The following is a 13,578-nucleotide window of genomic DNA, read 5'->3' as shown; positions in this document are numbered from 1 at the left end:
TCAGGCACACTCCTTCGATCTTTTGATGAGATTCAGAAGCATCTCGGGAGTGATAGAACATTTCCCCGCACTTCGCTCCTTGATCTGCTCGAGAACCCAGTCGGACTCCGCCGGGGAGAGTTCGCAGCCGAGGGTGCTTACGACATGTGCGAGAGCCTTCCTGCCCGTGTGCTTCCCGAGGACGAAATGTCTTTCGCCGCCGACCATCTCGGGCATGAAGTACTCGTATGTCGCCGGGTCTTCGAGTATCGCGGCGATGTGGATGCCGCTCTCGTGTGCGAATGCATGCTCGCCGACGACAGCCTTCGTCTTTGCGACCTTAATTCCCGAATACTCTTCGACCATCTTCGAGATCTCCTGTAGCTTTGTGAGGTCGTATCTTTCGATGCCGTTCTTCATCCTCAGGGCGACGAGCACCTCTTCGAGGCTTGCGTTCCCCGCCCTCTCGCCGATCCCGTTGACCGTCGTGTGGAGCTGGAACGCCCCCGCCTGTGCCGCAGTGAACGTGTTCGCACTGGCAAAACCCATATCGTTGTGGCAGTGGACGCAGAGCGGGTTCTTCAGTCCGGCCTTCAATTCGGTCACGATGTTGAAGATCTCCAGCGGCGTCATGCACCCGACCGTATCTGCGAAGCTGGAGTATGCCGCCTTTCTCTCCGCACCCTGCCTGAACATCTCCTTCAAAAACTCCGTATCCGTCCTCGACCCTTCCTCCGCCGAGAATCGCACGTTCAGCCCGTGGTCGACCGCGTAATCGACCATCCCGAGCGCCTGTTCGAGCATCTCCTCGCGTGATTTTTTGTATTTGATCCTGATGTGGAGATCGGATGTAGCGAAGAAGATGCTCACGAGATCGACGTCGCAGTCTATTGCTGCATCGACATCCTCGCGGACCGCCCGTGCAAGGCAGCAGATCCTTGCATCGAGCCCGAGGCCCTTTACCGTCTTCACGCACGCTCGTTCCTGTTCTGAGATGTTCGGGAATCCCGCCTCGATCACCTCCACTCCGATCTCGTCCAGCTTCCGGGCGATGTTCACCTTCTCCTGGCAGGTGAACGATACTCCGGGGGTCTGCTCCCCGTCCCTCAGCGTGACGTCGCATATCTCAACATTTAACTGCTTCATGACTCTCTCCTTCCGGGCACTGCCCGTAGACCAGAATAATCTCCGGCTTTTCTCTCTTCTCTCCAAGCTTCTCCGCGATGATCTCCATCGACCCGCCCCCGCAGTCCAGCCGGACAGGCTTCGCCCACCCGAGATACGGGGCGATGTCTGCGACGGCCTTCATCCCTGTCATCGCTGCTCTCCGGTTGACGAGAACTACGCAGAGAATCGGGAGGCTCTTCTGCCAGATGTCGATCAGGGAGTTCAGCCCCGAATGAAGCACGGCGTAATCGCCGAGTAGTGCAAGGCCGGTGCTCTTCGCCGCGACCGCGACGGAAGACCCGAGCCCGTAGTTGGCGATGCCGAAGTTGTAGGGCGGATTCTTTGCGAGCAGCGAGCATCCGGTATCGCAGATCGTCTCTCTTCCGCTCGCGGCGATCGTATCGAAGAGCGGTCTGTAGGGGCAGTTCGGGCAGAGTCCGCGTGAAAATCCCCTCGACGCCATCGTCTCCGGCTCTTTGGTAAAGGGAGGGGGAGTTGCGGTCCTGTGGTCTGCGATGAACTGCCTTCCGGTTTCATCTGGTTTGCGATCCCTGTCCGGGTGGATCGCTGGCGGATAGATCACCGGGGACTTCGAGTTCGCGAACATCTTCCGTGTGATATTGTCGGCGTTCTGTGAGCGGCCTTTCATTGTCAGGGCCGGGTCAGCGAGGCTGCCTGATCCGTCCCCTCGCTCCGCCGGAACTACAATTCCCTTAACTTCGACATCCAGGATGCGGGGTGTCACCCTGAGAATTGCGATCCTCGAATATTTCTCCGAGGCCGAGAGCCCGAATTCAACCGCACAGTGCAGGCTTTTTTCGTCGGGTTCGATTAGAGGAACCTCGGCAACTTCCGCGTAATACCTTGAGTCCTGCCTGTTCTGGGAGCCCTTCGCCTCCGTATCGTCGCCGGCGATGACGAGGACGCCTTTCTTCAGTCCCTGTGTCGTGGTAATTACGAGCGGGTCGGCGAGAGCGTTCATCCCGGCGTTCTTGACGATAACGACCGATCTCTTTCCCGCGAGCGAGTCCCCAATCGCGTACTCGAGTGCGGTCTTCTCGTTGATCACGAACTCCGCTCCTGTCTTGTCCCCGAGTGACGTCACGGGGTAGCCGGGGACGGTATACACCATATCGGCCGAGACCGCAACCGAGGCGGCGATGAGGTCTTCGCCGGTCATTGTCTTCATCGCCATCACTCATCCCTCCCGGGAGTGAGATCGCAGCCCGTGCATGCTACGCACATCGTCAATGCTTTCTTCGGGTCGAGGCCGTTCTCTTCGAGCCTGGCTTTATGGTATTCGAAGATGCTCATGATACGTTCCGCCGAGGGACGGGGGAAATCCCTGAGATCGGATTTCGGGTTCAGCGGCCTGATCACCGGGATGATTCCCGCTTCACAGAGTTCCTTTATGCAGGCCTTCATCTCGTCGTCGGTCTCCCCGAGGCCGAGGATAACATTTGAAAAGACATGGTTCTTCCCGAAAAGAACAACTGAATCCTTCAGTGCAGAGACGATCAGGTTCCTGTCCTGACCGGGACACATCTCTGAAAAGAGTTCGGGTGTTGCAGCCTCAAGATTGAATTTGACCTCCGTGACACCGAGATCATGGAGCCTTCCGGGCGTTCCCGGCAGAGGATAGGTCGAGACCCCGACCGGGAGACTGAATCTTTTAACCCTCCTGATGATTTCAAGAACCCTTTCCTCGTCTTCTCCCGGAGACCCGATGACGCCGGAGGTTATGGAGATGCAGTCGATATAGTCTGCGACCTTTTCGATCATCGATATCACCTCTTCCGGGGTCTTGATCTTCTGTGTCTGCGACGGGACGTTGCAGTACCGGCACCTGAAGATGCACCCTTCGCTTATCGTTATGTAGGCCTGCCGGGGGCAGTGGAGTGCCGCCGGTTCGAGAAATCCTTCCTGAACAATGTCGCCGAACCTCAGGACCGCCTTCCCGTCGCCGAGGTGCTCGATCGTTACCCTGCTGTTTTCATCTATTGAAAGTCTGACGCGTAATCCGTCAAACGAAAAAAAAACCGAACCCGTGCCGCCTGCACCGGGGCCTGCATGCGAGCCGTCCGAAAGATCGACCGGCATGCCTGTGATCCTCGCGGTTCCTGCCTCCAGCAGTGCGGCCTTGAGTCCGGTCCTGTTCATATGCTGAGCGCCTCCTCGTAGCGGGTGTAATACGGGATGGCAGCAGCGGCGCCGATTATCCCGCGGCCTTCGATCCTGATATCGAGATATTTCCGTATCTTATCGAGATCGGCCATGGTGACCTCTCCCGCCTTGACGGACTTACCGTATTCTTCGAGCGGAGACGGGTCGAATCCCCTGAAGACTGCAAGGCCCGTTTCGTCGGAGAGCGTGTACTTCCCGACAAGTTTCCGGAAGGAATCGATCAACTGCTCCGGCCTGTCGGTGGCGAACTCGCATGCGAGTGCCACACAGTTCTTTGTCCTGTAGGGAACGGGGAAGAGTTGTACAATCGTGTGGGAGAGATATCTCGAATGCTCGTCTTCGACCGCCTTCGATATGTTGTGGGCGAGAGTCCATGTCGCACCCTCCTCCGATGTGTCGGTATCGTCGATTCCGATGATAACCCTCTCCCTTCTCGGCAGCCAGAGCCTTGTTCCGGCGATCTTTCCTCCGCCCGAGGGATCTGTGTCCGCCCTGAGAACGCCCTTTGCAGATGCACGGCAGACCGAGGCCCCTACTCCTCCTCCGCCCATTCCGAGATATGAGATTCCGATCTCGCTGTCGTTCAGTTCGACGGCCGATATTCCCGCCGGGAAGTATGACCCCTCGAGTTCGAGGTCGACACAGCCGGGCTTCAGCATGAATCTCTGGGTGCTTCCGACGACCCGTGCCGATCTTACAAGCGGGCTTTTGATGTAGTGATGTCCGACCCACATCGCCCCGCCGGTGCAGTCGAACCTCTCTATCAGTTCGACCTCGCTCCCGTCTCCCGGGGCTACGGCTATAATTTCAGGATATGATATCGTGTATGGTGAATCAGAGATGTTCGCCATGGAGACCGGCCGCCTCTATTCCCCTGTTGGCCCATAAGACCGCCCCAAGGGCACCGATGCGTCCCTTCGAGGCTGCGGTGTCTATATACCTGATCCCGAGACGTTTCGCCTCGGCTTCGCACTCTTCGAGAGTCAGCACTTCGGTTTTTATTTTTTCAAGGTACGGTGATTCGGGCTGTATCAGTCCGGTGTGAACGGCGATGCCGGTATCCTTGCTGACTGCTCCGTTCTCGATGAAGTCCCTGACGAATTCCAGAAGTTCTTCGATCTTTCCGGGCCTGACGGCGAAGTTCAAGGCCGACCCTACACAATTCGTCGTCTTGTTCGGGACCTTCGGGTTGAGCTGGATGAGACGCATGTTGAGGTATTCCACACCTTCGATATCGCATGCATCCGCACATTTGGACGCGAGAACCCACGTTGCGCCTGTTTCCTTCGTGTCGGTGTCGTCGATACCGATCGAGACTTTCTCGTACTTCGGGGTGTATATCGTCGTCCTGCTGATCTTCGCCCCGCCGGGTGTCATGTCGGCTTCGCTCGGGTATTCGGTCCTGATAACTCCGGGCGCCTGGGGGAGGCATGCGGCGACTCCGACGCCTGCCCCTGCGATTCCGGCCCAGTGGGTCGCGATCTCGTCGCCGTTGATCTCGACGCCCTCAAGCGCCTGTCCGCCGATCTCATCTCCTGCCGCACCGAAATGAACCGGGTATCTCCCGAGCTTTGCCGAGATTGTCATCGATGCACCGTCGACCGCGATCGATTCGACAGCTCCGCCCGCCCTGTTGCGGTTCATCACGTCCCACTCGATTGCTCCCCTGTGGCGGCATTCCTCGATGATCTCCGCTCTTCCTGAATCCTCGTCTGCCATTACAAGAAATTTTCTGCAGAAGAGAGGGCCGAACCTCTCCCTTACTTCCTCCGGTTTTAGTACTGACGTCACTGTGTTGTCACCGAAATATTCGTTAACAAAATAATCGGTCACAAAATATTTAAGCGGTTCGATTATACAGTGGATGGCTGCGAAAACCAGGGTGAAAATTGGGATTTAGATGTAAAACCCCATGATGGGCGATTCCATTACATAAAAACCGATAAAAATCTACAAAGTTTATTGGAACCAAAAACAAGGGTCTAAAAATCTCGATCTGGATTTCCGAACAAAACAAAATAAACAGTCCAGGGGACCCTTGTCGGTCCCCTGGGCAGGGGCCGTCTGGCGGCCTTTGGCCGCCGGTGCCGGGGTTGCCTGAGAAAGATATGAGACAGTAAAGAGCCAAAAAGTTTGTTGGAATTTGGGTAGAGGATCTAAAGGGTCCAAACTCTGATTTAACATGAAAATCACGTCGTGATTTACATGAAGCAGTCCATGAAACCTTTGTTTCATAAACGTTTTTGCTAAAAGAGTGAATCCGTTATTATTTCATTATATCATACACCAGGTGCACGAGTCCGTTTTTCAGGTTTTCCGTCTTCTTTAGTCTCAGGTCCGCTGTGCTGTCGATATCTTCAAAATATCTCCTGTGATCCGGTCCTGCGATCAAGGGTGCGATTATAATGCTCAGGGATGACGCGATCCTTTCGTCGATCAGGATGCAGTTCAGCCGTCCGCCGCTGTCCGATACGATCCTCGAAAACCCGAATGTGTCTCCCAGCAATCCGACGGCCTCCTTCAGGTCGACGCGGTCGTAACCCGACATCAGGTAAGGGTACTCCCTCTCCTCGAGATATTTCAGATAATCGGCAGGCGTCGTCTCCGATACGAGGACAATGACATCTCTTACATGCTCGAGATTGCGGTATATGTGGAGGAGCCCTTTCAGTTTTCCGCGGCTGTCAACGATGACACTTACCGGTCTGGTGTCGCCGGGGACTTTCTCCGGTCTTTTCAGATCGGATTTTGTCTCTGCAGGTATAGGATTATAAAACATCTCGACTCCTGTCTTTGCCGTATCCGAGCCGACAAGGACGGCGTCGGGTGCGAGGGATGTAAGGATCGAGTAATGGGCTTCGAGATCTATATCGAACCCGTAAAATGCATTGTCGAGGCTCAGGGTATTGTGGATGATTACTTCAGGAAACATAGTCCGGATTTGATTTCATGCTATATAACCCCGGTCCGGGCGTTGCGAAATTGTAGCCGGAAGCTTTGTTACAGGTGTGAAACGGGTTTTGAACTGAATCTCAAAAAAAAGTGTTTAAAGGATTTCGTAGAGTTTGAACTGGTACGGGCCGAGGTTTCCGCCGAAGTTTCCTGCGGTGATGAGTTTGATTCCCGGAATCTTTACTGCTGCCTCGATTCCTGCTTTTGTTGAAGCTTTAATGGCTGCTTCGTCGATACCGTCGATGACGATCTCGTAGACCGCCTTTACGCCCTCGGGCACCTTTGTGTCCTCTACCCTGTCGCGGATTGTGGGGCAATACTTCTCGTTTGTCGATGCCGCCATGAACTTGTACTTGTTCGATCCGACCTTCGAGCCCGATGCGACGATGGGGAAGGAACACATGCATCCGGGGACATTCCTTATTGCAGCTACGGCGGCGTCTGCGGCCATGAGTGCGGCGGGGATGTTCTCGCCCATTATGAAGAAGTTGCCTCCTGCAATTCCCTTAACGATTCCGAAGTTCTCTTCGCCGATGTACTCGCCGTTCATGATGGGTATCGCCCAGCAGTTGCGTCCGCCGACTTCCTTCTGGTATTCGTATCCGTCGCCGAAGAAGTGGAGCTTTACATCGATCCTCTCTTCCGCCTCTGGCATGCCGTCGAATACAGCCGTTGTGGGTTGCGTGAGGACACACTCTGCAAGGCGCTCGACTACCTGCTCCTTCAGCTTCTTCTTTCCGCCTGCAAAGAACAGGACGGCCACTCCCGGCCTTCCGTCGGGTGTCTCTGATGCCGGGAGGATTCTTTCGATTCCAGCCTCACAGGGGCAGCCGATTGCCGAGGTTGCAAAACCTGTCGCTTCTGTCGCCGCCTGGAGCGCCCATTTTTCGGTTATTGCCGTAATAATTACCCTGCATGCCCAGTTGGGGAATGCCTCTGCGAATTCGTCTTCGATTTGAACTCCGTTAAGTTCCATGTTGATATACCTCTTTTATGTAACAACTAAATTTCTTGATCTGTAAGGTAAAATAATATTTGATTTGGCCGGGGCCGGAAAAAACCCGGTTAGTATCTCTCAGGGTTTTTGATCTTCCGCTTTTCCGGCGCTGCTTTCAAAGACTTTAAGCGATACCGCAAGGCTGCGTGTCCTGTTGATCATTGCGCCTATGAGTATGGTGTCGAGGATCTGGTCCCTTGTTACGCCTGCCCTGAGAGCTGCTTTTATATGGACGCCAAGGCATTTGTCTGCACCGCATGCTGCTGCAGCCGCGATCGTCGCGATCTCCGCCGTTTTCGGGTCGAGGCTCTCGGGCCTGCTCGTGTAAAGGTCGCCAAGACTGTTGAATACGAACGGCTTCTGCCTTTCGCTGATTGCGGTGAAGATGAACGGAACCAGTCCGAATATTTCGTTGAACTCTGCATAGAGGCTTTCGCCTATCTGATCCGAGTGGCTTAGAAAGTCCTGGATTACCTCTTCCGTATCGTTATCCATAACTATCAACAATCTTTTCGCCCGCTTTTTCCTTAAACGGTACTGTTCCGCATCTCTGTGCAGTCGCAGGCAGAGTATTGTAAATTTATCAATTAAATTAATTTAACTTATTGAGTAATTTTCAATTTTATTCATTAACTTTTTTCAGAATGTTTATCTATTTTCTATCCCCACCTTTTAGCAATCGATAACGAATCGAGATAAAGGTGTGTCGGAATAAAACAGCAGTTGGAGATGCTGAAATAATGCGTTTTAGAGGTTGTTGCATTGTTTGCCATCCGGTAGGCCTGATTTAGCATGGAGTGTTAGTTATGAATACGCTTTTTCCAAAATATTCGCACAGGAAAGAGGGAAACCTCACAATAATGGAGCAGAGGCTCTTAAAACAGGTCAATCATCTTGTATTCGACCTGGACAACTGCACCGGCTGCGGAATCTGCGTTGACGCCTGCCCTGAAGAGGCTATAGTTCTCGGTCCCGTCGGAGCGGTCAGGAGAGGTGCGATTCAGTATGGCGAGGCCGTAAGCGTTGATGAAAAGAAGTGCTCATACTGCGGTGTATGTGTCGTAATGTGCCCGTTCAACGCGATGAGTCTCAGGATCGACGGTGAGGAGAAGCTCCCGATCATCGAGAGGGAGGGATTTCCTACATATGATCCCGTCAGGGCGATCGACGACGAGAAATGCATACTCTGCACGACATGCAAAGATGTGTGCCCGCGGACGCCCGAGAAGGCAATCCTGCGTGATGTCCCTGCATTCGAAGGAACCGACGCCGCCGGCCTGAAGAAAGCCGAGGCCATTCATGCAAATATAACCTTCGACTGCGATGAAGAGAAGTGTACGGTCTGCGGACTGTGCGGAGACGTATGTGCGGCACTGACTGTCAAGAAGAAGCCGTTCTCACCCGAGATAGGAAAGGTCCGGGGAGAGGTTAAGTGGACGCAGAAACTCTGCGACGGCTGCGGTGTCTGTTCCGAGATCTGCCCTTCGGATGCAATTACAGTCACACGCGAAGAGGCGGTCCAGGAGAAGAGAGGGAAGGTCAGCATCACCGGGGACTGCATCACGTGCCGCTGGTGCGCCGTGAACTGCCCGACCGAAGCGATTACTGTCGAGAAACTCTTCGAAGGAGACATAGAGTTCCATACCGAGAAGTGTCCCGGAGGCTGTTCGACATGTGTCGAGATCTGCCCGGCCAATGCGATATACCTGCCAAGCCCGAAGAATCCCGCCGATATGCACGGGGAGGTTGAAGCAAAGATTGGTGTCAACAAGGACTTCTGTATCCTTTGCGGTGTCTGTGTTAACGCTTGCCCCGGTGAGGACATCATCGTCCTGAAAAGGACTGGCATCCGTATGAAGGGCAAGGAGACGGACCTCTTTAAGACAATCAAGGATAAGCTGCTTCGGCCGCGTACTTCCAAGGTCAGGGAAGGGGACTTTGGTAAGGTTGAGCTGAAGACCGCAGAATGAGGTGAGACTAAAAATGGCAGTAGAAAAAAATTATGGAAACCCTGACCTCGAGAAGAAACTTGCGGACAGGAATTACTATACCTCCGATTCGCACAAGGACTTCAGCAAGCGTGTCGAGAAGATCAGCGGTACAATGTCGCACATGTGTTTCCAGTGCGGAACATGCACCGGGTCCTGTCCGTCTGCGCCCCGGAGTTCTTACAGGATTCGCCTTTTCATGAGGCGAGCCGTCCTCGGTCTCGAGGACGAGGCATTGACCGATCCGGATCTCTGGCTCTGCACGACGTGCTACTCATGTTCGGACCGCTGTCCGCGTGACCTTTTCCCGACCGACGTCATCATGGCCATGAGGAACCTCGCTTTCGAGCGAGACATCGTTCCTAGGAACTTCCTTCAGACCGTGAACCTGATCTACACATCCGGCCACGGTGTGCCCAACAACGACGTCAACCGTGCGGCCCGCGAGAAGCTCGGTCTTCCCCGCGACCCTCCGACCACGCATTCATATCCTGAATACCTGGAAGGTATCCGTAAGATCATCGACCACTACAAACTCAAGGAGAACGCCGACCGTATCCTTTCCGAAGGAGGTAATTAAAGATGGTAAAAGGCTTTGATCATTCATACGCATTCTTCCTCGGCTGCATTGCCCCCAACCGTTACCCCGGCTGCGAGGCATCTGCCATCAGGACAAGTGCCAAACTCGGGATAGAGCTTCTTCCTCTCAAGGGAGCGAGCTGCTGTCCTGCGCCCGGTGCCTTCGGTGCCATCAACCTCAATGTCTGGTATGCGATGGCCGCAAGGAACCTGTGCCTTGCCGAAGAGATGAAGAAAGACATTGCTCTTCTCTGCAACGGCTGCTACAAGTCCATCTGGGAGGTCAACCACAAGCTCAAACACAACGACGAGCTTCGCGACAACGTCAACGAGGTTCTGGCCGAGATCGACATGCAGTACAAAGGCTCGATCGACGTCTGGCACCTTGCCGAACTTTACTACGACGAGAAGATCTGCGGCATCAAGAAGGTCGCCGACAGCGTCACCCGTCCCCTGAGGGGCACCAAAGTTGCAGTCCACTACGGCTGTCACTTAATGAAGCCGCAGAAGGATCGCCACTTCGGCGACACCGAGAACCCCATGTGGATCGAGGAACTCGTCGCAGCGCTCGGTGCAGAACCCGTCCAGTACAGAAACAAGATGCAGTGCTGTGGTGCCGGCGGCGGCGTAAGAGGCTACGATATCCTTCACTCTCTCGATATCACCAACGAGAAGCTGATCAATATCCGTGAAGCCGACGCCGACGCTCTTACTGAGGTCTGTCCTTTCTGCCAGCTTCAGTTCGACCGCGGTCAGATCGAGATCAAGCAGAACTTCGGCCAGGATTACGGCCTTCCGGTTCTGCACTACAACGAGCTTTTGGGACTTGCCCAGGGCATGACCCCCCAGGAGCTTGCATTGGATCTGCATGCAATCGACTGCACACCATTCCTGGAGAAGATACTGTAAGGAGGCAAAAGAAATGTCTGAAAATCAGGAACCAAGAATCGGTGTATTCATCTGCCACTGCGGAACCAACATCGCAGGCTCGATCGACATCCAGGCAGTCAAGGATTATGCCACGACGCTTCCAAATGTCATCGTTGCAGACGAGTACCAGTATATGTGTTCGACACCCGGCCAGACCAAGATCATCGATGCTATCAAAGAGCACAACCTGACCGGAATCGTTGTCGCAGCATGTTCGCCACGTCTTCACGAGCCCACGTTCAGGGTTGCAACTGCGGAAGGAGGCCTCAACAAGTTCCGCTTCGAGATGGCCAACATCCGTGAGCACAATTCGTGGGTTCACATGCACGACTGGGACCTTGCGACCAGCAAGGCCAAGGACCAGGTAAGAATCGCAGTCGCCAAGGCAAGGCTGCTTGAAGACCTCGAGCCCAAGGAAGTGCCTGTGGAGCACGCCGCAATGGTCGTCGGTGCAGGTGTCGGCGGTATCCAGGCCGCCCTCGACCTTGCGAACGCCGGCATCAAGACCTACCTTGTCGAGCAGACCCCTACAATCGGCGGCAGAATGTCGCAGCTCGACAAGACCTTCCCTACACTCGACTGTTCGCAGTGTATCCTTACGCCTAAGATGGTGGACGCAGGCCGTCACCCCAATATTATCCTAAGGACCTATCACGAGGTCGAGAACGTCGAGGGTTACATCGGCAACTTCGAGATCACTCTCAGGAAGAAGGCCCGCGGAACGCGTAACGAGGCCGAGATGAAGGCCGACGGTATCACAGGCTCCGGCTGTAACGGCTGCGGTGACTGTGCCACTGTGTGTCCGGTCATCAAACCTAACCCGTTCGAGTTCGGAATGGCTCCGAGAAAGGCAATCTACATCTACCACGCCCAGGTCATGCCGCTCCAGTACACGATCGACTACGATGCGTGTGTTAAGTGCGGTCTCTGTGTTGACGCGTGCGGTGTCGAGAAGAACGCCATCGACCTTAACATGGTCGATACCTTCGAGAAGATCAAGGTCGGGTGCTGTATCCTTGCAACCGGTTACGATCTCATTCCTATCGAGGACAAGAAGGAATGGGGCTACAAGCGCTACGAGAACGTCATCACCGGTCTCGAGTTCGAGCGCCTGATCTGTGCATCCGGACCTACCGGCGGCCACATGATCCGCCCGTCCGACGGTGCAACGCCGATGAAGGTCGGTTTCGTCCTCTGTGCAGGTTCGCGTGACAACACCGGCGGGGTCGGCAAGCCTTACTGTTCAAGGTTCTGCTGCATGTACTCGCTCAAGCACGCCCACCAGCTGATGGAGAAGATCCCCGGCTGCCAGCCGTATCTGTTCTACATGGATATCCGTTCGTTCGGCAAGATGTACGAGGAGTTCTACTATCGTATCCAGAATGAGGGTGCGAAGTTCGTCCGCGGTCGTGTCGCCGAACTTCTCGAAGATCCGAATACCAAGAACGTCATCGTCAAGACCGAGGACACGCTTCTCGGAAGGCCTGTCAGCATCGAGTGCGACCTCGTCGTCCTTGCGGCTGCAATCCAGCCGAAGCCCGACGCAGAGCCTATCCGCCAGATGTTCGGTATCTCGAAGTCGCAGGACGGCTGGTATCTTGAGGCTCATCCGAAGCTCAACCCCTGCGGAACAACGACTGCAGGTATATTCCTCGCAGGTGTCTGCCAGGGTCCGAAGGACATTCCTGACACGGTTGCCCAGGCCGAGGGAGCAGCGTCCGCTGCAAGTATCCCGATCCACCAGGGCAAGGTTCAGCTCGAACCTTACTTCGCCCAGTGCATGGAGGACCTCTGTGCAGGTTGCGGAATGTGTGTGCCCCAGTGCCCGTACGGTGCACTGTCGCTCACGGAGAAAAACGGTCGCCAGGTCATGCAGGTAACCGAAGCCAAGTGTAAGGGCTGCGGAACCTGCGGAGGTTTCTGCCCCGGCGGAGCTATCAAGATGCAGCACTTCACAACGCCGCAGATCTGCGCACAGATCGATGCGTTCCTTCTTGGCGGCCTTGGAGGTGAAGAGTAAATGGGAGACGAGTGGAATCCTAAGATTATCGCAATCATCTGCAACTGGTGTTCCTACGCCGGTGCTGATCTTGCAGGCGGTGCACGTATCCAGTACCCGACAGATGTTCGGGCTATCAGGGTAATGTGCACGGGCCGTGTCGACCCCCTCTTTATTATGAGGGCATTTCAGGACGGAGCTGACGGAGTGCTTGTCTCCGGCTGCCACTTCGGTGACTGCCATTATCTTGAGGGCAACTACAAATGCGCAAAGCGTATGTTCCTTATCAAGAACGTGCTCAAGAACATCGGTCTCGACGATAACAGGATCCGTATGACATTCGTATCAGCATCGGAAGGTGCAAAGTGGGGTATGGTCATGGAAGATGTTGTCAGGACGGTTAAAGAACTGGGCCCAAGCCCCCTGAAGAGGTGAACTGCAGGATTAACCTGACACAAAATCCGATTTTTTAAAAATTCTTTTGAAATATCAATTCTTATGATCTTTCATTAATTATTGATCTGATATATTGTGCCGCACCGGGTGTGCGGGGGGTTGTGCGGCAGCCTGAAAATAATTGCCGGAAACCTGTTAAACTTGTCTCTATAATATTCAACATGTTAAACAAACATAGGCTAAATCCATTTTTACAAACTTTTTTCGGATAGCCAAAAAAATTATTATTTTGATTAAAAGGTTTTTATGGCATTATGGGCGATTTAAATTTGTATACTGCTACGCTTTTTAAGAAAAAAGCAGGATTGGGTGATGTAGTTTGATATAACGGTTTCTATTCGTTCTTT

General features: G+C 54.1%; 13 protein-coding genes. 5 read left to right on the top strand and 8 right to left on the bottom strand.

Translation table 11 applies throughout. The features are described 5' to 3' along the window. The 8 genes from MPET_RS12560 to MPET_RS12525 form a co-directional block, all read right to left on the bottom strand. Positions 1-1,125, bottom strand: a complete 1,125-nt coding sequence (locus tag MPET_RS12560) for a homocitrate synthase family protein (protein ID WP_013330405.1) — start codon at positions 1,123-1,125, stop codon at positions 1-3. Beyond that, positions 1,106-2,341, bottom strand: coding sequence for a thiamine pyrophosphate-dependent enzyme (locus MPET_RS12555; protein ID WP_013330404.1), 1,236 nt, complete (start codon positions 2,339-2,341; stop codon positions 1,106-1,108). The genes MPET_RS12560 and MPET_RS12555 overlap by 20 nt, the downstream gene beginning before the upstream one ends. Continuing rightward, a complete protein-coding gene (locus MPET_RS12550) occupies positions 2,341-3,306 on the bottom strand; it encodes a radical SAM protein (RefSeq protein ID WP_013330403.1) in 966 nt (321 codons plus the stop codon). Before MPET_RS12550 ends, MPET_RS12555 begins: the two co-directional genes overlap by 1 nt. Beyond that, positions 3,303-4,181, bottom strand: coding sequence for a methanogenesis marker protein 11 (gene mmp11, locus MPET_RS12545; protein ID WP_013330402.1), 879 nt, complete (start codon positions 4,179-4,181; stop codon positions 3,303-3,305). The genes MPET_RS12550 and mmp11 overlap by 4 nt, the downstream gene beginning before the upstream one ends. Further along, a complete protein-coding gene (locus MPET_RS12540; protein WP_013330401.1) occupies positions 4,165-5,163 on the bottom strand; it encodes a hypothetical protein in 999 nt (332 codons plus the stop codon). The genes mmp11 and MPET_RS12540 overlap by 17 nt, the downstream gene beginning before the upstream one ends. 433 nt (positions 5,164-5,596) lie before the next feature. Further along, positions 5,597-6,262 (bottom strand): dihydrofolate reductase family protein, encoded by a 666-nt coding sequence (locus MPET_RS12535; RefSeq protein ID WP_013330400.1) that lies wholly within the window; start codon positions 6,260-6,262, stop codon positions 5,597-5,599. Positions 6,263-6,376: 114 nt separating this feature from the next. Beyond that, positions 6,377-7,258, bottom strand: coding sequence for a formylmethanofuran--tetrahydromethanopterin N-formyltransferase (fhcD, locus tag MPET_RS12530; RefSeq protein ID WP_013330399.1), 882 nt, complete (start codon positions 7,256-7,258; stop codon positions 6,377-6,379). 99 nt (positions 7,259-7,357) lie between these two features. Then, positions 7,358-7,774, bottom strand: coding sequence for a carboxymuconolactone decarboxylase family protein (locus MPET_RS12525; protein ID WP_013330398.1), 417 nt, complete (start codon positions 7,772-7,774; stop codon positions 7,358-7,360). Between the two features lie 311 nt (positions 7,775-8,085). Here MPET_RS12525 and MPET_RS12520 point away from each other — a divergent pair, with 311 nt between their 5' ends. The 5 genes from MPET_RS12520 to MPET_RS12500 are packed head-to-tail and all read left to right on the top strand — an operon-like array spanning position 8,086 to position 13,210. Continuing rightward, on the top strand, positions 8,086-9,249 hold the full coding sequence (locus MPET_RS12520) for a 4Fe-4S binding protein (RefSeq protein ID WP_013330397.1): 1,164 nt from the start codon (positions 8,086-8,088) through the stop codon (positions 9,247-9,249). Between the two features lie 13 nt (positions 9,250-9,262). Further along, on the top strand, positions 9,263-9,847 hold the full coding sequence (gene hdrC, locus MPET_RS12515) for a CoB--CoM heterodisulfide reductase subunit C (RefSeq protein WP_013330394.1): 585 nt from the start codon (positions 9,263-9,265) through the stop codon (positions 9,845-9,847). 2 nt (positions 9,848-9,849) lie between these two features. Then, complete coding sequence (gene hdrB / locus MPET_RS12510; protein ID WP_013330393.1) at positions 9,850-10,755, top strand: CoB--CoM heterodisulfide reductase subunit B; 906 nt, start codon at positions 9,850-9,852, stop codon at positions 10,753-10,755. 13 nt (positions 10,756-10,768) lie between these two features. Next, positions 10,769-12,796, top strand: coding sequence for a CoB--CoM heterodisulfide reductase iron-sulfur subunit A family protein (locus MPET_RS12505; RefSeq protein ID WP_013330392.1), 2,028 nt, complete (start codon positions 10,769-10,771; stop codon positions 12,794-12,796). Beyond that, positions 12,797-13,210, top strand: a complete 414-nt coding sequence (locus MPET_RS12500) for a hydrogenase iron-sulfur subunit (RefSeq protein ID WP_013330391.1) — start codon at positions 12,797-12,799, stop codon at positions 13,208-13,210. The last annotated feature ends 368 nt before the right edge of the window (positions 13,211-13,578 follow it).

The organism is Methanolacinia petrolearia DSM 11571 (assembly GCF_000147875.1).
Lineage (GTDB): Archaea > Halobacteriota > Methanomicrobia > Methanomicrobiales > Methanomicrobiaceae > Methanolacinia > Methanolacinia petrolearia.
Note: the sequence above shows the minus strand (reverse complement) of the source record. Positions and strands in the feature narration are given on the sequence as shown.

What these genes read in the sequence shown, in the direction of transcription:
- fhcD (WP_013330399.1), bottom strand. Translation starts at nt 7,258, where the DNA reads ATGGAACTTAACGGAGTTCAAATCGAAGACGAATTCGCAGAGGCATTC.
- MPET_RS12535 (WP_013330400.1), bottom strand. Translation starts at nt 6,262, where the DNA reads ATGTTTCCTGAAGTAATCATCCACAATACCCTGAGCCTCGACAATGCA.
- hdrC (WP_013330394.1), top strand. Translation starts at nt 9,263, where the DNA reads ATGGCAGTAGAAAAAAATTATGGAAACCCTGACCTCGAGAAGAAACTT.
- MPET_RS12525 (WP_013330398.1), bottom strand. Translation starts at nt 7,774, where the DNA reads ATGGATAACGATACGGAAGAGGTAATCCAGGACTTTCTAAGCCACTCG.
- hdrB (WP_013330393.1), top strand. Translation starts at nt 9,850, where the DNA reads ATGGTAAAAGGCTTTGATCATTCATACGCATTCTTCCTCGGCTGCATT.
- MPET_RS12520 (WP_013330397.1), top strand. Translation starts at nt 8,086, where the DNA reads ATGAATACGCTTTTTCCAAAATATTCGCACAGGAAAGAGGGAAACCTC.
- MPET_RS12560 (WP_013330405.1), bottom strand. Translation starts at nt 1,125, where the DNA reads ATGAAGCAGTTAAATGTTGAGATATGCGACGTCACGCTGAGGGACGGG.
- MPET_RS12505 (WP_013330392.1), top strand. Translation starts at nt 10,769, where the DNA reads ATGTCTGAAAATCAGGAACCAAGAATCGGTGTATTCATCTGCCACTGC.
- MPET_RS12500 (WP_013330391.1), top strand. Translation starts at nt 12,797, where the DNA reads ATGGGAGACGAGTGGAATCCTAAGATTATCGCAATCATCTGCAACTGG.
- mmp11 (WP_013330402.1), bottom strand. Translation starts at nt 4,181, where the DNA reads ATGGCGAACATCTCTGATTCACCATACACGATATCATATCCTGAAATT.
- MPET_RS12555 (WP_013330404.1), bottom strand. Translation starts at nt 2,341, where the DNA reads ATGGCGATGAAGACAATGACCGGCGAAGACCTCATCGCCGCCTCGGTT.
- MPET_RS12550 (WP_013330403.1), bottom strand. Translation starts at nt 3,306, where the DNA reads ATGAACAGGACCGGACTCAAGGCCGCACTGCTGGAGGCAGGAACCGCG.